Genomic DNA, 20,593 nt, shown 5'->3' on the forward strand with positions numbered 1-20,593 from the left:
CCAATGCCCTGACTTTCCAGTTAATTCCGCGCGCATTCCACAATGGTGCGCGCGGAGTGCAGAATGTCCCTTCCCGAAAAAGCCTTTCCGGTCTCCTGGGACCAGTTCCACCGCGATGCCCGGGCGCTCGCCTGGCGGCTTGCCGGCGCCAACAAGGGACAGTGGAAGGCCATCGTCTGCATCACCCGTGGCGGCCTGGTTCCCGCCGCCATCATCTCGCGCGAACTCGGAATACGCGTCATCGAGACGGTCTGCGTCGCCTCTTATCACGACTACACCAGCCAGGGGCAGTTGCAGGTGCTGAAGGAGATCACCCCGGCGCTGCTCGCCGATGATGGCGCGGGCGTGCTGATCATCGACGACCTCACCGACACCGGCAAGACGGCAGGCATCGTGCGCGCCATGATGCCCAAGGCGCATTTCGCCACCGTCTACGCCAAGCCGAAAGGCAGGCCGCTGGTCGACACCTTTATCACCGAAGTCAGTCAGGACACCTGGATCTACTTTCCCTGGGACATGGGTTTTACCTACCAGAAGCCGATCGCCGACGATCACGCAGGCTGATTCGCGCCAGCCCCATTTCTGCCCAGACGGCCAAACCCGCCCCGTTTGCTATGAAAACAGGCACTGGAAGGGACATATTCTGTCGAATCGACAGCTGTTGGCGGAGTTTGACGGGTCGGTGTGATGTTTTTTACTTTTAAGACTTACACTTGTCGGTAGATTCATACGGCGGCTAACGATTCTGAGGGCTGGGGTAGCTTTCACTGATGCTGACGACACCGGCGACACACGATCATCTGGCTGAAAGGGTCCGCAAGCTCTTCGGCACTTCGCCTTGTCGCCTGCAGGTTGCCGCTTTGCCATGGCGCAATAACGAAGACGGCGTCGAGATCATGCTGATCACCAGCCGAGACACCGGGCGTTGGGTGCTGCCGAAGGGCTGGCCCGAGGCCAGGGAGCCGCTCTGCGAGGCAGCGGCGCGCGAGGCGGGCGAGGAAGCCGGATTGCGTGGCAAGATTTCGCTTTTCGAGGCCGGTCGTTACTTCTACGCCAAGGCCCTCGCGTCCGGCGAGGAAGTCCCTTGCGAAGTGCTGGTGTTTCCGCTGCAGGTCGAGCACGTTGCCGACCGCTGGAAGGAAAAGCGCGCGCGCACCCGCAAATGGGTCAATGGGGCCGAGGCCGTACGCATGGTCAACGAACCGGACCTCTGCCAGATCATCGCCCATTTCTGCGGCGATCCCGACAAGTTCGTCGTTAGAGCGTAGCTCACAGCCACCGCTGCATAGTCCTGCGCGCCCGCACCGGTTCTTGCCCCGATTCCGGGCTCCGGTGCTTCGCTCCGCGCGCCAGCAATCCGACACTATAAATCCCTCCCCTTCAGGCCAAGCTTAGCCACAGCTTGACACGCAGGCATTTACCTGCATATTGTGTCTTCAAGATGAGTGAGACCAATGGACGCCGACAAGGTTTTCAAAGCGCTGGGCGACCCGACCCGCAGAATGCTGCTCGATCTTCTGTGTGAGAAGAACGGCCAGACGCTGGGCGAGCTCTGCCAAAACCTCGACATGGCAAGGCAATCCGCGACCCAGCACATCGATCTTCTGGAGGCGGCCAATCTGATCAGCACGGTCAAGCGTGGCCGCGAGAAGCTGCATTTCATCAACCCCGTGCCGCTGCACGAAGTCTACGAGCGGTGGGTGCGAAAATTCGAACGGCAGCGGCTGAGCCTGCTGCACGACCTGAAACAAGAACTCGAAGGAGACGACCAATGACCCGGGAAACCACCAGTTTTGTCTACGTGACCTACATCAGATCGACGCCACAAAAGGTGTTCGAAGCCATCACCAGGCCCGATATCGCCAAGCGCTACTGGGGCCACGAAAACGTCTCCGACTGGAAGCCCGGCTCGAAATGGGAACACATCCGCGCCAATGACGAACGGATCGTCGAACTCGTTGGCAAGGTCGTCGAAATCTCGCCGCCAACCCGGCTGGTCATGAGCTGGGCCAACGCCTCGCAGGCCGACGATCCGACCAAGCACAGCCAGGTGACGTTCGCCATCGAGGAATACGACACCATGGTCAAGCTGACCGTCAGCCATGACGAGCTCGAAGCCGGCAGCGGCATGGCCAAGGGCATCAGCCAGGGTTGGCCGGCCGTGCTGTCCAGCATGAAATCCTTCCTCGAAACCGGCACGGGCATCGACCTGTTCGCCAAGCCGAAATCGGCCTGAAGCAACCGCGGAGAACGATGATGACCAAGCACTTTACCGGCGGCTGCGCCTGCGGCGCGATCCGCTATGAGGCCAGCGGCGAGCCGATCTTTCAGAACCACTGCCAATGCCTCGATTGCCAAAAGCGCAGCGGTACTGGCCATTGTTCCTATGTGACCTTCGGCCGGCGCGCTGACGTAAAGATCACCGGCGAGCCGAGCACGTGGCGGATGATCGCCGACAGCGGCAATGAAAAAGCCCAGGCCTTTTGCCCGACCTGCGGCACGCCGGTCTACGTAACGTTCGTCGCCATGCCGGAGGTGACGGCTATCCAGGCCACGAGCCTCGATGATCCCGGCCAGTTCGACCCGCAGGCGGTCACCTACACCGTGCGCGGCCACGCCTGGGACACGATCGACCCAGCGCTTCAGCCATTCGAGCGAATGCCTGGATGAACCAGGCAGAGCCCTATCCCTCGGATAGGGCTCTGCGTTCAGCTCAGATCACCAGGCCCTTGGTCAGTTCCAGCGCCTGCCGCTCGAACAGGCGGCGGTAGATGCCGCCCTTCAGCCGGATCAGCTCGTCATGCGAGCCTTCCTCGACGATCTTGCCACGGTCGAACACGAGCAGCCTGTCCAGCGCTCGCACCGTCGACAGACGGTGCGCGATGACCAGCGTCGTGCGGCCAACCATCAGCCGCTCCATCGCCTGCTGGATCAGTACTTCCGATTCCGAATCGAGGCTCGATGTCGCCTCGTCCAGGATCAGGATGCGCGCATCCGCCAGGAAGGCGCGTGCGATCGCCACCCGCTGGCGCTCGCCGCCCGACAGTTTCACGCCGCGTTCACCGACCAGCGTGCCGTAGCCCTTCGGCAGGCTGGTGATGAAGTCGTGCGCGCTGGCGAGCTTGGCGGCATGCTCGATCTCGGCCTGCGTGGCGTCCGGACGGGCATAGGCGATGTTTTCCGCCAGCGAGCGGTGGAACAGGATGGGCTCCTGCTGGACGATGGCAATCTGCGCGCGCAGCGACGCCTGTGCAACCTGGGAGATGTCTTGGCCATCGACCAGGATCCTGCCGCCGCTGACATTATAGAGACGCTGGATCAGCTTCACGAAGGTCGTCTTGCCCGAGCCGGAATGGCCGACCAGTCCGACCCGCTCGCCCGCCGCTATCTCCACCGAAAAATCGCGGTAGAGCGGCAGGCGATGGCTGCCATAGTGGAAGCCATAGTGGAAGGTGACGTTATCGAAGGCGATGTGGCCATGCGTGATCCGGATCGGCTTGGCGCCGGGCCGGTCCTCGATGCCGAGCGGTTGCGACTGGAAATCGACCAGTTCCTCCATGTCGTTGACCGAACGCTGCAAATTGCGGATATGCGTGCCGATGTCCCTGAGGTAGCCCTGCAGCACGAAGAACGAGGTCAGCACGAAGGCGACATCGCCCGCACTTGCCTGGCCCCAGGCCCACAGCATCAGCGACAGGCCGATTACTGCCGTCCGCAGCACCAGCAACATGGCGCCTTGCGTCGTGCCGTTGATGGTGCCGCGCACCCAGGTGCGGCTGGTCCGCGCGCGCCATTTGGCGACGACCTTGGCAAGACGCGTCTCCTCGCGCGTCTCGGCACCGAAACCCTTGACCACGGCATTGCAGCTCACCGCATCGGCAAGCGAGCCGCCAAGCCGCGTATCCCAGCTGTTGGCGAGCCGTGCCGCGGGCGCGACATAGCCGAGCGACAGCAGCGCCGTCACCGTGATGAACAGCAGCGAGCCGACTGCCACGACCAGCCCCATCAGTGGCCAGAACCAGCCGAGCAGCAACGTCGAGCCGACCAGCATGGCGACCGACGGCAACAACGCAATCAGGATGGTGTCGTTGAGCAGGTCGAGAGCCCACATTCCGCGCGTAACCTTGCGCACCGTCGATCCGGCAAAGCTGTTGGCGTGCCAGTCGGTTGAGAAGCGCTGCACGCGATGGAACGCGTCGGCGGCGATGTCGGCCATCATCTTCAGCGTCAGCTCGACAATGCCCATGAAGGCGAGGTTGCGCAGCACCACGCCGGTCAGCGCCAAAGCGATGAGCGCGAAGAACGCCGCCATTGCCGCGTTCCACGCGACATCGTCAGCCAACGCACTGCTGGCGACGGCGTCGACCAGCCGGCCGGAATAGAGCGGCGTCAAGACGTCGGCCAGGGTCGACAGCAGGAAGCTGCCCATGATCAGCGAAAGCCGCCACGGCTGGCGCCTCCAGTGGCTGAGCGTGAAGCCAAGAACGCTGCGAAAGGCGCTTGCACGCAGATCGATTCGGAAACGAGCCATGTTGTCATCCGGGCGCAAATCTGCCCGGTCCCGGTAAGGTCTGAAATTGAAAACCGCGCTGGGCAATTCGCCCGGGGCTGCGGAGGTTCGGCATAGGTGGCGGCGCGCCCGATTCGTCGGGTGGCGACCGGCATCGGCAGAAGCCTGTACTCGACCCGGCATCGGCGCGAAGGACAAACCTTCGCCGGACGCCAGGTGAGACCTAGCGGCCTCGCATTACCATGTGAAATACTGCCATTCGGACCTCCCGCAAGACACTTGCGGAGCGGTCCTTATGGAGACGCCATGAAGGATCGCCAAGGCCGGGCACGTGGCAAAGCGTAACTGGCCCAACCAGTGAGGTTATTTTGCAACAACAGCCGGTCGACCCCCTCGCTATGCCTCATTCCGGGTTGCGATCGCGGCGCATGTAGCGGCCGTCGATCGATGCCTTGAAGCCCAGCTTCTCATAAAGGCAATGCGCGTCACTGGTCGACAGGCTCCAGTGCGAGACCGTGCTGAGTTCAGGGTGGTCGATGAGCGCCCGCACCAGTTGCGTGCCAATGCCCTGCCCGCGATGCTGCGGCCAGATGATGATGTCGGCGAGATAGGCAAACACCGTACGGTCGGTGATGGCCCGGCCAAAACCGACTTGGTTCCCGTCGATATAGGCCGCGGTGCAGAACGAGTTGGCAAAGGCGCGGCGATGAAAGTCATCGCTGCGGCCGGCGCCCCAATAACTCGCCATCAATAGATCGGAGGTCGCCCGGAAATCGATCCGTGACATGTCGAAGCTGATTTCACAGTCGGGCATGGTGCATCGCAAAGAATGGCGGGCGGCCGAATTCAGTCCGGCCGGTGATTTGGCTGCCCACGTGGCGCGTTTATGGCACCACGAGATAGGCCTTCTGGTCGGCGATCGCGATGGTCACGTCGGTGCCGGAATTGAACTCGACGAAATCGAGCTCCATGCCGTCGCTGAAGATAACGCCGCCCCTGCTCTGCCGCGAAGAAACCACCAGCGGCCGGTCGCGGGTGATGACGCCATGCACAAGCGACACGCCGGTCGTGTTGCTCGGAAACGGTTCGCGCACCGAAAAGAACAGCTGTTCGCCTTCGCGATCGTAGCCTTGCGGCGGCACGGTCGGCACGGAGTTGTCACCATAGGCCGCGGCCAGTCCCGCGGCGCCCGCCATCACCGACCGCAGCCAGCCGGTGGAGCCGGCGCCCGTGGAGATGATAATGCCGCTCGACGACTGGCGCTCGGTCCTGCCGCCATAGGTCAACTCGTAGCGCGCCGAGACATGCGTCGAGGCGCCGACGTACAGATCGTTGAAGGCGATCAGCCGGCGTCCGTCATTGGAGCGCGCTTCGGCCATCACCACCGCCTGGCGCTTCGCCTTGCCGGCGATCGTCAGGCCGAGGACCTTTTCGGTATCGTCGGCATTCCACGGCAGCAGCACGCCGTCGAAAAGCGCCGGGTTCGGGTTGATGCCGATCAGCGGTTGGTACGGGAGGTACTTCGCGGTGTTGGACACCAGCCCGTCCTGACCGAGCGCGATCACCGCGTCGGACCCGAATTCGAACTGCGGTACCAGTTCGCGGTCGAGCCGCAACTGTTTGAGGCCTTGGGGAAGCGAACCCATCACCCGGTCGAGCGCCTGGTGATAGACGTCATGCGCCGCCTTGACCGGGTCGAAATTCATGCCGGCCTGCCGGAGATAGAAGCGCGCCTGTCCCTGCGTGTTGAAGCGCGTCGTCAGCTCCTCCAGCTCGGTCTTGCGGGTGACGACGATCACCCGGTCGATCGGCCTGCCGCTCTGGTCGCTTGCCACCCGAGCTTGCCTTTCAGGACCCGGCTTTCGGCGTGGAAAGCTGGCTGAGCGCGCTGGTGAGCATATCAGGCGTGATCGACAGATTGCCGACCGAACCGCCCTTTTCCGCCCAGGCCTTGAAAGCCATCGCCGTCAGCACGTGCGCCGGCGCCGACGAATAGACGGTGAGTTCGAGCTGTTGGGCCTTGGCTTCCGCCTCGGCAAGCGTCAGCTTGTTGCGCGCCTCGGTATCGACCAGCAGCTTGTTGCGTTCGGCAAGCTCGATTTCGGTCGCCAACTCGCTCTGCTTGATCTCGCGCTCCTTCTCCACGCCCCAGGCACGGCGCCCATAGATCGCGGCATCGGCCTGGCGCTGCAGCGCCTCGCGATATTCGGTCTGGAGCGCCTTGCGGATCTCCGGCGTCGGCTGGACCGAGGTGATGTGGACCTCCTCGATCGACAGGCCTGCGGTCGCGGCAATCGGATCGTTGCGGAGCAGTTCGGCCAGATTGCCACCGAGCTTGGTCACCTCGGCCAGCGCCTGTTCCAGCGTCATGCTCGAAACCACCGCGCGGGCGCGGCTCTGTATCGCAAGCACCAGGCGCTCGGCGATCTTCTCCCGGCCGTCGCCGACGACGTCGGCACGGCTGAGCTTGGCGCTGAAATCAAAACCTTCGGCTGCCTTGAGTGGATCGATGATGCGGTAGCTGACCGACCCCTGGATTGCCAGATCCTGGAAATTCGCCGTCGTCTCGGTGAAGATGAAGGGGTTATCGAGCGACGTCACCGGCACCATCGCTATCGTGGTGCCGAACGTGCCGTACCAGAAGGAGATGCCGCGCCCCTGCTCCCTGATCTTGCCGTTCTTGAAGCGCAGGATGTGATACTCAGGCGTTCCCTTGAAATAGCTGATAAACATGCGTCCCCCAAGGTTCATTGATTTAATCAGATGTTTAGCCGCGATCCCTGAAACGGTTGGTGATGGGATAGCGGCGGTCGCGGCCAAAATTCTTACGGGTGATCTTCACACCCGGCGCCGCTTGCCGGCGTTTGTACTCGGCAATGTAGAGCAAATGTTCGACGCGCGTCACCGTCGCCCGGTCGTGGCCGCGCGCGACGATGTCGTCGACGCCCATTTCGTTCTCGACCAGGCATTCCAGAATGTCGTCCAGCACCGGATAGGGCGGCAGCGAATCCTGGTCGGTCTGGTTCTCGCGCAATTCCGCCGACGGCGCCTTGTCGATGATATTCCTGGGGATCACCTCGCCTGAGGGGCCGAGCGCGCCCGGCGGCACATGGCTGTTGCGCCAGCGCGACAGCGCATAGACCTGCATCTTGTAGAGGTCTTTTATCGGGTTGAAGCCGCCATTCATGTCGCCATAAAGCGTGGCGTAGCCCACAGACATCTCGCTCTTGTTGCCCGTGGTGACGACCATCGAGCCGAACTTGTTGGAAATCGCCATCAGGATCGTGCCGCGCGCGCGGCTCTGTAGATTCTCTTCGGTGATGCCTTCCTTGGTGCCTTCAAAAAGCTGCGCCAGCGTGTGCAGGAAACCCTCGACCGGTTCGAAGATCGGCACGATGTCATAGCGGCAGCCAAGCGCGCGGGCGCAATCCTCGGCATCCTTCAGCGAATCCTCCGAGGTATAGCGGTAGGGCATCATCACCGCCCGCAGCCGCTCCTCGCCAAGTGCGTCGACGGCAAGGGCCGCGCAGATCGCCGAATCGATGCCGCCGGAGAGACCCAGCACCACGTTCTTGAAGCCGTTCTTGTTGACGTAGTCGCGCAGGCCGAGCATGCAGGCGCGGTAGTCCGCCTCTTCGCGCTCGGGGATTTTCGACATCGGCCCTTCCGAGCAGACCCAGCCGTCGAACTCTTCTGCGTTTTGCGCGCCTGCGGCGACGCGGTTGCGCTTCCAGGTGGTGACGTCGACAGTTTCCTCGAACTGGCTCATCTGGAAGGCAAGCGTCTTGTCGGCGCCTATGGCAAAAGAGGCGCCGTCGAAGATCAGCTCATCCTGGCCGCCGATCTGATTGGCATAGATCATCGGCAAACCGGTCTCGATGACCTGGCGGATAACGACCTGATGGCGCACGTCCATCTTGGCGCGGTAGTAGGGCGAGCCGTTCGGCACCAGCAGGATTTCCGCGCCGCTTTCGGCCAGGGTTTCACAGATGCCGACGTCGCCCCAGATGTCCTCGCAGATCGGAATTCCGATGCGCACACCGCGGAAGTTGACGGGTCCCTGAGCCTCGGGGCCGGCCTGAAAGACGCGCTTCTCGTCGAACTCGCCATAGTTTGGCAAATCGAGCTTGTAGCGCTCGGCGAGGATCTTGCCGCCATCGGCGATGATGATCGAATTGTGGGTGCCGCTCTTGCGCTTCAGCGGCGTGCCGATGATGACGCCCGGCCCGCCATCGGCGGTATCTCCGGCGAAGTCTTGCGCGGCCTTCTCGCAAACCTTGAGGAAGGCCGGCTTCAGCACCAGGTCCTCCGGCGGGTAACCGGCAAGGAAAAGCTCGGTGTAGAGCACGATGTCGGCGCCCTGGCGGGCGGCATCGGCCCTCGCCTCGCGCGCCTTGGCAAGGTTGCCGGCGACATCGCCGACCGTCGGGTTGAGCTGGGCAACGGCGATGCGCAGAATATCGGGTGCGGTCTTTTTGGTCATGTGTGCGGTTTAGCGCGGCAAAATTGCTCCGGCAATGGCACGGTGTTTCAAGACCATATGCCAGATGCGAACCTCAGTGGACGGCCGGCTCAACCCGATCCCGCTATTCCCACCATTCCCGGATCTCTTCGGCCGAATGGTTCGCACCAATGGACAGCGACAAAATGCGTGACAGATGCTGATAGGGCAAACCGGTTTCGACATGCCATTCGTTCAATTGCATCTGGATCTTGGCCAGGTCCCTCTTCGACGTCGGGCTTTCCGCAATGTCGAGGCCGGCGTCGCGCAGTGCCGCCCCCATATCGGCTGAGATGACAAATGCGTCCCAGCCCAGCCAGCGCAGGAAATACTGGCCGGTGTTGCCGCCAAGCCGGCTGCCATACTTGCCGAGATACGCCATCAGCCCGACCTGGTCGTCGCCAGGCCACTCCTCGAGGAATTTGCCGAAACCGCCATGTTCCTTCGACACACGCTCAACGAAGGCGGCGTTGTCGCGGACGGATTTGATCTTCTGCGGGTTGCGCACGATGCGTTGATCAGCCGTCAGGTCGTGCCAGAAGTCATCAGGTTGAAACAACAGCCGTTTCGGCTGGAAATGGAGAAACGCGTCCTCGAACCCGGGCCATTTCTGTTCAATAACGCGCCAGACGAAGCCGGCGGCAAACACCCGCTCGGCCATTGTCGAGAGGATACGATCGTCCGTAATGTCAGCCACGGCGGCATTTTCAGGCGCCGGCCCGAGCAGCGAGGTCAGCACCGCGTCGCCGCCTTTGCGTTTTGCAGCACGGGCGCGAATCTTCGCGAAATCGGGCATCCTGCATCCTCGCGCCGCGCTTTTGACGAAACGCCATCTTCCTATATGCAAACGAGGCTGCCAAGCCGACGCTTTTCCTATGGAGACATCCATGCACAAGACCGTGCCAGAACTGGCCAACCGCTGGCTGAAGCGAACGCCGGAGGGCCTCAGCGAGCTCGAGCGGCGGGTGTTGCAGAGCACTGTCGACCGCAAGCCCATCTCGCAGGATATCAACGACAGCCTCACCGGCCTTCAGGGCGCCGGCGACCGGATCGCCGATGCCATTGCCCGCATCGGCGGCTCGTGGACGTTCATCCTGTCCTTCATTGCTTTCCTGGTGCTGTGGATCGGCGCCAATTGGTGGCTGCTCGGGCGAGACTCGTTCGACCCCTATCCCTTCATCTTCCTCAACCTGGTGCTGTCGATGATCGCCGCCTTGCAGGCGCCGGTGATCATGATGTCGCAGAACCGCCAGGCCGCGCGCGACCGCATCGACGCCGCGCATGACTATGAGGTCAACCTCAAGGCCGAGATCGAGATCATGGCTCTGCATGAAAAGCTGGACGAACTGCGCCACAGCCAGATCATCGGCGTGCGCGAGGACATTGCGCGCCTGGCCGAACAGGTGAACCGCATAGACGAAAAACTGTCGGGCCGGCAAACCTCTCAATGACCGGGATCGTCCATCACCTCATCGAGCAATACGGGTTGATCGCGGTTTTCCTGGGCTGTGTCGCCGAAGGCGAAAGTGCGGCCATCCTCGGCGGCTTCTTCGCCCATCAGCATGTCTTCATCCTCTGGAAGGCTTTCCTCACGGCCGCCATTGGCGCCTTCGTCGGCGACACGTTTTTCTTCATTCTCGGCCGCAGCTTTGCCGACCATCCCAGGGTGCTGAAACTGAAGGCGAGGCCCGGCTTCAACCACGCCTACCGTCTCGTCTCGTCCCATCCCAACATATTCGTCCTGTCCAACCGCTACATCTATGGCCTGCGCCTGGTCGGCGGCATCGCGGCCGGTTTCGCCAGCATTTCGGTAGCGCGCTTCGTTATCCTCAACGCGGTGTCGTCGCTGGTCTGGGCGGCTTTGTTCTGCGGCATCGGCTACGTCTTCGGCCTCGGCGCCGAGCAGATGATAGGCAAGGCACTGCTCCATCACGAACGGCTGCTGATCGCGCTTGCCATAGGTCTGGGTGTCGCCATCCTTGCCTGGCTCATCGCCCGCACCGTCGCCGGCAAGGAGCGCGCCAAGGACGCCCGCGACAGCGAAACCACATCGTAAGGTTCAGTCGTCGTCCTCGACCAGAGCCCGGTCGCCGCGATCGAGGATCAGCGGGATGATGAGATCTTCCTCGTCGGCCAGATGCCGCTTCAGCATGGCGATCAGCCGGCTGTTCTCGTCCGCATAGGCGTCGGCGGCGAAGCGCTGCCTGTCCTCGCTCTCCTCGAGCGTGCGGATGAAGGCGTTCGCCGTCTCGGCGTTGCGCTCCAGCCCCTCATGAATGGTGTGATGGTCGGCATCGAGGATTTCGAAGCCGCGCTTCAGGCGCGGCTCCGCCTTGGCGAAAGCCGGGAAATATTGGTAGTCCTCGACATTGTGGTGGCCGTCGAGATTGCCGAGAAAGTGGTTCAGCCGCGGCGCGAACCAGCGCGCGAAATCCGGCGCCGTCAGCCTGCCTTCGCGATAGTCGCCAATGCCGTTGGTGAGCATGCCGCCCAGCTCTCGGAACATGTCGTGCCGCTGCAGCCACATGTTTGCCATGCCGTGGATGTTGGCGTGGCCCTGCCATGTCTCGCGCGGATATTTTTCCGCCAGCCAGCGCAGGTCTTCCGGCAGGCCGGCTCTTTCAAGCAGCAGAAAATTGGCTTCCACGACGTCAGTCTCCTTTGGTGACTAACATATGGGAGCGTTCAGATCAGATCGGTAGTCCCGTGATGCGCTCGATGAGGGCGATTCCCCAGACGCCGGCGACGATAATAACCGAAATCAGCACCGCCAGCGAGCCGCAGTCCTTGGCGAGCTGGATGTCGACGTTGAACTCGCGACTGAAGGCATCGCAGGCTGCCTCGATGCCGGTGTTCAGCACTTCGACCATGATGAGCAGCAGCACCGCGCCGATCAACAGCGCGTAGCCGCGCCACGAGACCGAGACGAACCAGCCGAGCGGCAGCGCCAGCACCAGCAGCATCAGTTCCTGCTGAAATGCCCTTTCGCTGGCGGCGAGCTTGCGAAAGGCTCGCACAGAATTGAAGTAAGCACCGATCAGCCGCTGCATGCCGCATCCCCTTCGAATCACCGGCAGGGGATATCGCAATGGCTGGATCAAGGGAATAAGGCAGCCGCCGCAAAATCACTCCTCCGCAACCTTGATCGTCGGCGTCGACTTCTCGAACTGCGGCAGTCCATCGTCGATCGTATAGTAATCGCCCTTGTCGCCGACAAAGATGTGGCATTGGCCTTCGAGCCCGGTCGGGTTGTCGAACGATCCGGCCAGAACTGAGACATAGGCATCCTGACCCGGCTTCCAGAACAGCACCGAGCCGCAGATCTTGCAAAAGCCGCGCTTGGCAAAGGAAGACGATTCGTACCAGCTGATGTTGTCGGCGCCGGTTATCGTGATGTCGCCGTCGGCGACGTTGGTCGCGGCGTAAAAATGCCCGCTCTGCTTGCGGCACTGCGAACAGTGGCAATAAATGACGCCGCGCAACGGCCCTCGCGTCTGGAAACGCACGGCTCCACACAGGCAAGATCCGCTGTGGTTGTCGCTCATCCCTACCTCCACCAGCCATCGTCCACGGCTTCGCCGCTGGCCGAGAGGATTTCAGTTTTGCCGCAGCCGGGCACCGGCAAATGCGACATGGGGTGGGCGTGTTCGGACCTGACCTCAGGATCTTTGCAAACCATTTCTGCAGCCTGCGGTAGAACGGACGCGTTACCTGGCGGCACATTAAGGAAACTTTAGCGCCGGCGCATCTATGGTCGTTGCCAAGCGAATGTCGCGATTGGGGACGTGTCTTTCGCAGGATGATCCGAAATACGGCTGGCACTCTCCGGTCGGCGGCATCTCGCACGGTCTGCGATGGTTCCCAGAGGCAGAGTGAACAGAACATGCAGCCGGCAGCCGTCCAGACCGACCGAAACAGCGACATTGCAACAGCCGTTGTGGCGACCATGCGTCAGCTCGGCGTGCTTGGCCTGCCGCGCAATTACGAAATCTTCTACGAAGCACTGAAAGGCACCAATCGCGAACTCGGCCTGGCCGTCGTCGCGCTGGGCAACCAGCCGACGCAGGACGATCTCGACCGCATCGGCCGCGCTTTCTTTGCCCAGCATCACGGTCCCGGCATTGTCGAGCAGGCGCGCGACGTGCTGGCCAGGGAACTCGAGGACATCGCCTTGCTGCTGCGCAGCGAACGTAGCCATATCGAGAAATACGGCAAGATCCTCGATGAGACATCGAGTGGCCTCGCCAACCGCAGCCTGCTTTCGCAGGATCTGCTGCAGAAGGTCGCCAGCGCCATGGCGGCGGCCACCAACTCGACCCTCGACCACGGCAAGCAGGTTGCAACCACGCTGAGCGACAAGACGGCGGAACTGGAGAGCGTCAAGTCGAAGCTTGAGGAGTACAAGCGGCTCGCCGACACCGACCCCTTGACCCATATCTGGAACCGCCGCGCCTTCGACAAGCAAATCACGGCGATTTACACCTCCAACAAGGGGATCCTGTTCAACGCCCTGATCCTTGCCGACATCGACCATTTCAAGGGTGTCAACGATCGCTACGGCCACCCGGTCGGCGACAAGATCATCCAGATCGTCGCTGAAATCTTCCAGACCAGCATCCGTGAAGACATGTTCGTAGCCCGCACCGGCGGCGAGGAATTCGCGCTGATCGTCGAGGGCGCCAGCGAGGATACCACTTACGAGATCGCCGAACGCATCCGCGTGCTGATCGAACAGACGCCGTTCACCAGCAGCCAGACCGGCGCCAATTACGGCACGGTGACCGTTTCCATGGGCATCTGCATGGCTTCCGAAGCGGAAAGCCCGGAGGATCTCTACACCAAGGCGGACCGGGCGCTCTACCGCTCCAAGGTTGGCGGGCGCAACCGCGTCACCCGGCACTCGACAATGGCCGGCCGCACCGGCAAGAACTGGCTGCTATACAAGAAAGACTGACGCTTCGGCGTGCAGCCAATTCCCGGGCACGGGCAAATTTATCGGATCCCGCCTCTTTCCATATGAATTTTCGTGGACTATATTTTCCATGGAAAGAGAGAGGCCATGTCTGTTACACAACCCAATGCTGCCGCCCCTGATCTGACCGCGAAGGCGGCCGAAAATGCGGTTCTGACCAAGGCCACGCTGCGCGCCGCCGAACTCTTGGATATAACCGCCAGGGTGCTTGCGTCGATCATCGGCGTCTCGGAAGCCACGGTTTCACGCATGCGCAGGCAGGATTTCCTGCTGGAGCGCGGCACCAAGCCGTTCGAACTCGCGGTGCTGTTCGTGCGGCTGTTCCGTTCGCTCGACGCCATTGTCGGCGGTGACGAGACGATAGCCCGGGCATGGCTGAAGAACGCCAACACGGCGTTCGATGGCAGCCCGCTTGAAAAGATCCTCACCATTACCGGGCTTGTCGATGTCATTGCCTATCTGGACTCCCGACGCGCTCTCGTCTGAAGCCGTACGGCTCGACGGCAAATACTGGCGCATGGTCGAGGCGCAGCACAGGGTCTCGACGCTGAAAGTCGTCGACACGCTGGATGAACAGGCGCTGCTCGAGGATCTGATCGAGGAAACCAAGCCGCAAATCCCCATGGAGTGCCGGCATCTCCACTACCTTCTGGCGACGCCGTTCCGCTACGGGTCGATCTATCCGTACGGCTCGCGCTTCCGCCGCGCCGGCCGCACTCTGGGGGTCTACTACGCGGCGGAGACGATCATGACGGCGGTCGCCGAAATGGCCTTCTACCGCCTGCTGTTCTTCGCCGATTCGCCCGAGACGCCATGGCCGCACGACGCCGCCGAATACACCGCCTTCGCCGCCGCGATCCGTACCGACAATGCCATCGACCTGACGCGGCCGCCGCTCGACCGCGACCGGGCCCATTGGACGCATCCGACCGACTATGCCGCCAGCCAGGCGATTGCCGATGTCGCGCGTGAGGCTGGGCTGGAGGCGATCCGTTACCGTTCGGCGCGCGACCCGAAGGGCGTCAATGTGGCGCTGCTGACATGCCGCGGCTTTACCAAGGCCAAGCCGCTGGAGCCGCACACATGGCGCATCCGGCTAGGCTCCCTCGGCGTCCAGGGGATCTGCGAATTTCCGGAAAGGCGCATCGAGTTTTCCAGAACCGCCTTCGCCAATGATCCCCGGCTCAACGGATTGCGCTGGGAACGCGGGCGTTGATCAAACGAAAAAGCGCCGGATTTCTCTGGCGCTTATCATTTCAATTCTGAAAACGGGTTCAGCCGTTAGCCACCTGCTTGTGCTGCACCGGATGGCTCTTCTTCAAGAGATCCGACACCAGGAACGCCAGCTCGATCGCCTGGTCGGCGTTGAGGCGCGGGTCGCAATGGGTGTGATAGCGGTCCTGCAGCTCCTCGGCGGTGATGGCGCGGGCGCCGCCGGTGCATTCGGTGACGTTCTTGCCGGTCATCTCGACATGGATGCCGCCGGGGTGCGTGCCTTCGGCGCGATGCACCTCGAAGAAGGTCTGCACTTCCTTGAGGATGCGGTCGAACGGCCGCGTCTTGTAGCCGGCAGCCTCGATCGTATTGCCGTGCATCGGGTCGGACGACCACACGACGCTGCGACCTTCCTTCTGCACCGCGCGCACCAGCTTCGGCAGATGGTCGGCGACCTTGTCGGAGCCGAAGCGGGCGATCAGCGTCAGCCGGCCCGGCTCGTTCTCCGGATTGAGCAGGTCGATGAGCTCCAGCAGGCCGTCAGTCGTCAGCGACGGGCCGCATTTGAGGCCGAGCGGGTTCTTGATGCCGCGGCAATATTCGACATGCGCATGGTCGGGCTGTCGGGTGCGGTCGCCGATCCAGATCATGTGGCCCGACGTTGCGTACCAGTCGCCGGAGGTCGAATCGACGCGGGTCAGCGCCTCTTCATAGCCGAGCAGCAGCGCCTCGTGACTGGTGTAAAAGTCGGTCTCGCGCAGCGCGTAGTTGGTCTCCGAGGTGATGCCGACGGCCTTCATGAAGTCCATCGTCTCGGTGATGCGGTTGGCGAGCTTGCCGTATTTCTCGCCCTGCGGGCTGTCGGAGACGAAACCCAGCATCCAGCTATGCACGTTCTCCAGGCTGGCATAGCCGCCCTGGGCGAAGGCACGCAGCAGGTTAAGCGTCGCCGCCGACTGGCGGTAGGCCATTTCCTGGCGGGCCGGGTCGGGAATACGCGACTTGGGGTCGAACTCGATGCCGTTGATGATGTCGCCACGGTAGCTTGGCAGCGTCACCTCGCCCTTGGTCTCATTGTCGGACGAGCGCGGCTTGGCGAACTGGCCGGCGACACGGCCGACCTTCACCACCGGCTGCGCGCCGGCAAAGGTCAGCACCACCGACATCTGCAGGAAGACGCGGAAGAAGTCGCGGATGTTGTCGGCGCCATGTTCGGCGAAACTCTCGGCGCAATCGCCGCCCTGCAGAAGGAATGCGTCGCCGGCAGCGACAGCCGCAAGCTGCTTCTTCAGCTTGCGCGCCTCACCTGCAAAAACCAGCGGCGGAAAGGTGGCGAGCTGGGCTTCCGTGCTCTTCAGCGCGGCAAGGTCCGGATAGGCAGGAACCTGCTTGATCGGCTTCGCTCTCCAAGAATTCGGCGACCATTTCGTCATCGCTGCACCCAAACGCTCTTTCCAGCAGGCTTTTGCCCGCCATTCCCGCCCCACATGGGGATCGCGGCTCCATACACGAAGCCGATTTTCTATTCTAGACCGGAATTCAAGCGCTGGCGAATGGTAGCCGGCGGGCTATGCGGCCTTCTCCACCAGCCGCGCCAACTGCGTCATGACGACAGCCGAGCCCGCCAGACGCTTCTCGGCTGTCGGCCAGTCGCGGATGAAGACCACGCTGTGGTCGGCCCTGATCTTGGCCAGCGAGCCCTGTTCGCCGATATATTTGACCAGCCCGACCGGGTTGGAAAACTCGCGCTTGCGGAAGTGGATGACAACGCCCTTGGGGCCGGCATCGAGCTTTTCGACATTGGCCCTCCGGCAGAGTGCCTTGATGAAGACGATCTTGAGCAGATGCTTCACTTCCTCCGGCAGCGGGCCGAAGCGGTCGATCAGCTCGGCGCCGAAAGCATCGATCTCCTCGGTGTTTTCGAGATCGCCAAGGCGGCGGTAGAGCGCCAGCCTGAGCTGAAGGTCCGGCACGTAGCTTTCCGGGATCATGACAGCCGTGCCGACAGCGATCTGCGGCGACCAGCCGCCGTCCTGGACCTCGCCGGAGTCCTTCACCTCGGCCACCGCCTCTTCCAGCATCTGCTGGTAGAGCTCGAAGCCGACCTCCTTGATGTGTCCGGATTGTTCTTCGCCGAGTAGATTGCCGGCGCCCCTGATGTCGAGGTCGTGGCTGGCGAGCTGGAACCCGGCGCCAAGCGTGTCCAGCGACTGCAGCACCTTCAGCCGGCGCTCGGCCGTGTCGGTGAGCTTGCGGTTGGCCGGCAGCGTGAACAACGCATATGCCCGCACCTTGGAACGGCCGACGCGGCCGCGCAGCTGGTAGAGCTGCGACAGGCCGAACATATCGGCGCGATGGATGATCAGCGTGTTGGCGGTCGGAATGTCGAGCCCGGATTCGACGATGGTGGTCGACAACAGCACGTCGTACTGGCCGTCATAGAAGGCGTTCATGATGTCGTCGAGTTCGCCCGGCGGCATCTGGCCATGGGCCACCGCCACCTTCAGCTCGGGGACGGATTCGCGCAGGAAATCATGGATTTCGGCGAGATCGCTGATGCGCGGAACGACATAGAAGGAATGGCCGCCGCGATAGCGTTCGCGCAGCAGCGTCTCGCGGATGACCAGCGGATCGAAGGGCGAGATGAAGGTGCGCACCGCCATGCGGTCGACCGGCGGCGTGGCGATCAGCGACAGTTCGCGCACGCCGGTCAAGGCAAGCTGCAGCGTGCGCGGGATCGGCGTCGCCGACAGCGTCAGCACGTGGACGTCGGTCTTGAGGTCCTTCAGCCGTTCCTTGTGCTTGACGCCAAAATGCTGCTCCTCGTCGATGATCAGAAGGCCGAGATTCTTGAACGAGATCGCCGACCCGAGCAGTGCATGGGTGCCGATGACGATGTCGACCTGCCCCTCGGCGATGGCTTTCTTGGTTTCCGCCAGTTCCTTGGCGCCGACCAGCCGCGAGGCCTGGCCGACGCGGATCGGCAGGCCGGAGAAGCGCTGCGAAAAGGTCTTGAAATGCTGGCGCGACAACAGCGTCGTCGGCACCACGACCGCGACCTGGAACCCTTCCATCGCCGCGATGAAGGCGGCGCGCAACGCCACTTCGGTCTTGCCGAAGCCGACATCGCCGCAGATCAGCCGGTCCATCGGCTTGCCGGCGCCGAGATCGTCCACGACGGCATCGATCGCGCCCTGCTGGTCGTCGGTCTCCTCGTAGGGAAAGCGCGCCGAGAATTCGCCGTAAAGCCCTTCCGCCGGCACCATGGGCGGCGCGGTACGCATCTGGCGCTCGGCGGCAATGCGGATCAGCTGTCCGGCCATGTCGAGCAGGCGCTTCTTCAGCCGCGCCTTGCGCGACTGCCAGGCGCCGCCGCCGAGCTTGTCCAGCGTCGCCTCGGCTGTGTCAGAGCCGTAGCGCGACAGAAGCTCGATGTTTTCCACCGGCAGGAACAGCCGGTCGTCGCCGGCATAGTGGATTTCCAGGCAGTCATGCGGCGCGCCGACCGCCTCGATGGTGCGCAGGCCGATGAAGCGGCCAATGCCGTGATCGGCGTGGACGACGATGTCGCCGGCCGACAGCGACGAGGCCTCGGCGATGAAATCCGACGCGCGCTTCTTGCGCTTCGAGCGGCGGATCAGCCGGTCGCCCAGAATGTCCTGCTCGGCGACGACAACCAGTTGTTCGGTCTCGAAGCCGGATTCCAGCGGCAGCACGGCGAGTGCCGCCTGCCCCGGCTCGAGCTTTTCCGCCTCGGCCAGCGTCGCCACCGGCACGAGATTGCCGAGATGGTGCTCGGCCAGGATCTGGCCCAACCGGTCGAGCGAGCCTTCGGTCCAGCCGGCGACGATGACCCGGCGGCGCGCCGCGCGCTCGTCAGCGATGTGTTTTACGACGACATCGAAGACGTTGATGTTTGGGTCAGCCCGTTCCTCGGCAAAGCTGCGGCCATGGCGCGAGCCGCCATGGAAGACCTTCTTGGCCCCGACATCGGGCGCGTCGAAGGCGGTGAAGTCGATGGCTTCGCGCGGTCCGAGCGACGCCACGAGGTTTTCCGGTGAGAGATAGAGCAGGTCCGGCGCCACCGGCTTGTAGGGCACGGCGTCCTTCAACGCGGCGTCGGCCTGTTTGCGGCGCGCTTCGTAGTGGTCGAGGATCAGCGTGTGACGCTCAGCCAGCGCTTCGTGCGCCAGATGGTCGAAGATGACAGGCGCATCCGGCAGATAATCAAACACTGTCTCCAGCCGCTCGTAGAACAGCGGCAGCCAGTGCTCCATGCCGGCAAAGCGCCGCCCTTCGCTCACCGCCGCATAAAGGCCGTCGTCGCGCTGTGGCGCGCCAAAGGCTTCGATATAGGAGCGGCGGAAGCGGCTGATGGTTTCGGGGGTCAGCGCCACTTCACTCATCGCCTGCAGCGCCATCGACTTGCGCTGGCCGGTGGTGCGCTGCGTGGCGGCGTCGAAGACGCGGATCGATTCCAGCGTGTCGCCGAAGAAATCGAGCCGCAGTGCTTCCGTCCAGCCGGGTGCGTAGAGGTCGAGGATGCCGCCGCGCACGGCGAATTCGCCGATACCGCGCACCGTCGGCACCCGCTCGAAGCCGGAAATCTCCAGCCGGGACACCAGCGCGTTCATGTCGATCTGGTTGCCGGGCTTTGCGTGGAAAGTCTGCGCTTCGACCAGATCGGCCGGCGGAATGCGCTGCAGCAGCGCATTGGCAGTGGTCAGGATGACCGCGCGATGCGGCTTTTTTGCCAGCGCGATCATCGCCGTCAGGGCGTCGAGCCGCTTGGCAGCGGCATCGGAGCCTGGCGAAACGCGGTCATAGGGCAGGCAATCCCAGGCCGGCAACTCCAGCACCGGCAGGCCGGGGGCGGCAAAGGTCAGCGCCTCGATGATCGACGGCAGGCGCTGGCCGTCGCGCGCCACGAACAGCACCGGTTTGTCAGGCGCAATCTCATGGATCGCCTGCACCAGCGCAAAGGCTTCGTAGCCATCGGCAACGCCGTCGACGATGAACTGGCCGGCACGGCCTTTCGGCAGACCGATTTTGGGAATGAGGCTCATGGTTGCACGTTTAAAATGTCATGGTCCGGCGCGATGCCAGGATCTTTTGCAGGACGGCACAGTCGATATTCCTGGGAACCGGGCGTTCGCCGGTGACCATGGGCAGGAATTCGGTGTCGGGAATGTCGAGCAGCCTTTCATATTGGTCGATTTCATCGCCGGTCAAGGCGCCGATCTCGTTGTCGGCAAACGTACCGAGGATAAGGTCCATCTCGCGCATCCCGCGATGCCAGGAGCGGAACAACAGCTTGCGGCGCCTGATATCCAGCCCCTCGCTTGATCGTTTCGTCCCGGTCATCGTGCCGCATCCTTGCTTGGTGCGGCGCATA

At 62.8% G+C, this 20,593-nt stretch carries 22 protein-coding genes; 10 read left to right on the forward strand and 12 right to left on the reverse strand.

Annotated features, from left to right (window positions below; genetic code table 11):
• Positions 1–63: 63 nt before the first annotated feature.
• The 5 genes from gpt (at position 64) to NKJ76_RS20415 (ending at position 2,670) form a co-directional block, all read left to right on the forward strand.
• Positions 64–564: a xanthine phosphoribosyltransferase gene (gpt, locus tag NKJ76_RS20395; RefSeq protein ID WP_023667540.1), complete on the forward strand. Its 501-nt coding sequence runs from the start codon at positions 64–66 to the stop codon at positions 562–564.
• A gap of 206 nt (positions 565–770) precedes the next feature.
• Positions 771–1,268, forward strand: coding sequence for an NUDIX hydrolase (locus tag NKJ76_RS20400; RefSeq protein WP_352538227.1), 498 nt, complete (start codon positions 771–773; stop codon positions 1,266–1,268).
• Between the two features lie 186 nt (positions 1,269–1,454).
• A complete protein-coding gene (locus NKJ76_RS20405; protein ID WP_023741436.1) occupies positions 1,455–1,775 on the forward strand; it encodes an ArsR/SmtB family transcription factor in 321 nt (106 codons plus the stop codon).
• On the forward strand, positions 1,772–2,236 hold the full coding sequence (locus NKJ76_RS20410; protein WP_352538228.1) for an SRPBCC family protein: 465 nt from the start codon (positions 1,772–1,774) through the stop codon (positions 2,234–2,236). The genes NKJ76_RS20405 and NKJ76_RS20410 overlap by 4 nt, the downstream gene beginning before the upstream one ends.
• 20 nt (positions 2,237–2,256) lie before the next feature.
• Entirely contained in the window at positions 2,257–2,670 is a 414-nt protein-coding gene (locus NKJ76_RS20415; protein WP_023725741.1) for a GFA family protein, read from the forward strand.
• A 43-nt stretch (positions 2,671–2,713) separates the two neighbouring features.
• Here the strand turns inward: NKJ76_RS20415 and NKJ76_RS20420 are convergent, their stop codons facing one another.
• The 6 genes from NKJ76_RS20420 to NKJ76_RS20445 all read right to left on the reverse strand — a co-directional run bounded on the left by NKJ76_RS20420 (position 2,714) and on the right by NKJ76_RS20445 (position 9,807).
• Positions 2,714–4,531 carry an ABC transporter ATP-binding protein gene (locus tag NKJ76_RS20420; protein ID WP_352538229.1) on the reverse strand — a complete coding sequence of 606 codons (1,818 nt, stop codon included), beginning with the start codon at positions 4,529–4,531 and terminating at the stop codon, positions 2,714–2,716.
• Positions 4,532–4,913: 382 nt separating this feature from the next.
• A complete protein-coding gene (locus tag NKJ76_RS20425; protein WP_352462555.1) occupies positions 4,914–5,324 on the reverse strand; it encodes a GNAT family N-acetyltransferase in 411 nt (136 codons plus the stop codon).
• A 70-nt stretch (positions 5,325–5,394) separates the two neighbouring features.
• Complete coding sequence (locus NKJ76_RS20430) at positions 5,395–6,345, reverse strand: diacylglycerol kinase catalytic domain-containing protein (protein ID WP_050588495.1); 951 nt, start codon at positions 6,343–6,345, stop codon at positions 5,395–5,397.
• Positions 6,346–6,358: 13 nt separating this feature from the next.
• Positions 6,359–7,243: an SPFH domain-containing protein gene (locus NKJ76_RS20435; RefSeq protein WP_023695413.1), complete on the reverse strand. Its 885-nt coding sequence runs from the start codon at positions 7,241–7,243 to the stop codon at positions 6,359–6,361.
• A 34-nt stretch (positions 7,244–7,277) separates the two neighbouring features.
• Entirely contained in the window at positions 7,278–8,993 is a 1,716-nt protein-coding gene (locus NKJ76_RS20440) for an NAD+ synthase (RefSeq protein WP_352538230.1), read from the reverse strand.
• A 103-nt stretch (positions 8,994–9,096) separates the two neighbouring features.
• A complete protein-coding gene (locus NKJ76_RS20445; RefSeq protein ID WP_352538231.1) occupies positions 9,097–9,807 on the reverse strand; it encodes a DNA-3-methyladenine glycosylase I in 711 nt (236 codons plus the stop codon).
• Positions 9,808–9,898: 91 nt separating this feature from the next.
• Here NKJ76_RS20445 and NKJ76_RS20450 point away from each other — a divergent pair, with 91 nt between their 5' ends.
• A complete protein-coding gene (locus NKJ76_RS20450; protein ID WP_023691179.1) occupies positions 9,899–10,462 on the forward strand; it encodes a DUF1003 domain-containing protein in 564 nt (187 codons plus the stop codon).
• Positions 10,459–11,067, forward strand: a complete 609-nt coding sequence (locus NKJ76_RS20455) for a DedA family protein (protein WP_023688331.1) — start codon at positions 10,459–10,461, stop codon at positions 11,065–11,067. Before NKJ76_RS20450 ends, NKJ76_RS20455 begins: the two co-directional genes overlap by 4 nt.
• Before the next feature lie 3 nt (positions 11,068–11,070).
• Here NKJ76_RS20455 and NKJ76_RS20460 read toward each other — a convergent pair whose 3' ends face one another.
• From NKJ76_RS20460 to NKJ76_RS20470, 3 genes are all read right to left on the reverse strand, one after another.
• Entirely contained in the window at positions 11,071–11,658 is a 588-nt protein-coding gene (locus NKJ76_RS20460; RefSeq protein ID WP_023667553.1) for a hemerythrin domain-containing protein, read from the reverse strand.
• A 43-nt stretch (positions 11,659–11,701) separates the two neighbouring features.
• On the reverse strand, positions 11,702–12,061 hold the full coding sequence (locus NKJ76_RS20465) for a diacylglycerol kinase (RefSeq protein WP_023681553.1): 360 nt from the start codon (positions 12,059–12,061) through the stop codon (positions 11,702–11,704).
• Positions 12,062–12,136: 75 nt separating this feature from the next.
• Positions 12,137–12,556, reverse strand: coding sequence for a GFA family protein (locus tag NKJ76_RS20470; protein ID WP_352538232.1), 420 nt, complete (start codon positions 12,554–12,556; stop codon positions 12,137–12,139).
• Between the two features lie 338 nt (positions 12,557–12,894).
• Between NKJ76_RS20470 and NKJ76_RS20475 the strand changes: the two genes are divergently transcribed.
• The 3 genes from NKJ76_RS20475 to NKJ76_RS20485 all read left to right on the forward strand — a co-directional run bounded on the left by NKJ76_RS20475 (position 12,895) and on the right by NKJ76_RS20485 (position 15,199).
• The gene (locus NKJ76_RS20475) at positions 12,895–13,965 is read left to right on the forward strand and encodes a GGDEF domain-containing protein (RefSeq protein WP_023681555.1); all 1,071 of its coding nucleotides are present in this window, start codon (positions 12,895–12,897) and stop codon (positions 13,963–13,965) included.
• A 105-nt stretch (positions 13,966–14,070) separates the two neighbouring features.
• A complete protein-coding gene (locus NKJ76_RS20480; protein ID WP_352538233.1) occupies positions 14,071–14,469 on the forward strand; it encodes an antitoxin Xre/MbcA/ParS toxin-binding domain-containing protein in 399 nt (132 codons plus the stop codon).
• On the forward strand, positions 14,429–15,199 hold the full coding sequence (locus tag NKJ76_RS20485) for an RES family NAD+ phosphorylase (RefSeq protein WP_352538234.1): 771 nt from the start codon (positions 14,429–14,431) through the stop codon (positions 15,197–15,199). The genes NKJ76_RS20480 and NKJ76_RS20485 overlap by 41 nt, the downstream gene beginning before the upstream one ends.
• A gap of 58 nt (positions 15,200–15,257) precedes the next feature.
• On the opposite strand, the gene NKJ76_RS20490 is transcribed toward NKJ76_RS20485, so the two are convergent.
• From NKJ76_RS20490 to NKJ76_RS20500, 3 genes are all read right to left on the reverse strand, one after another.
• Positions 15,258–16,631, reverse strand: coding sequence for a class II 3-deoxy-7-phosphoheptulonate synthase (locus NKJ76_RS20490; RefSeq protein WP_352538235.1), 1,374 nt, complete (start codon positions 16,629–16,631; stop codon positions 15,258–15,260).
• Between the two features lie 135 nt (positions 16,632–16,766).
• Positions 16,767–20,264 (reverse strand): transcription-repair coupling factor, encoded by a 3,498-nt coding sequence (gene mfd / locus NKJ76_RS20495; protein WP_023701179.1) that lies wholly within the window; start codon positions 20,262–20,264, stop codon positions 16,767–16,769.
• Between the two features lie 10 nt (positions 20,265–20,274).
• The gene (locus tag NKJ76_RS20500) at positions 20,275–20,562 is read right to left on the reverse strand and encodes an FAD assembly factor SdhE (RefSeq protein ID WP_023681561.1); all 288 of its coding nucleotides are present in this window, start codon (positions 20,560–20,562) and stop codon (positions 20,275–20,277) included.
• Between the last annotated feature and the right edge of the window lie 31 nt (positions 20,563–20,593).

Source organism: Mesorhizobium sp. M0029 (assembly GCF_040323735.1).
GTDB lineage: Bacteria > Pseudomonadota > Alphaproteobacteria > Rhizobiales > Rhizobiaceae > Mesorhizobium.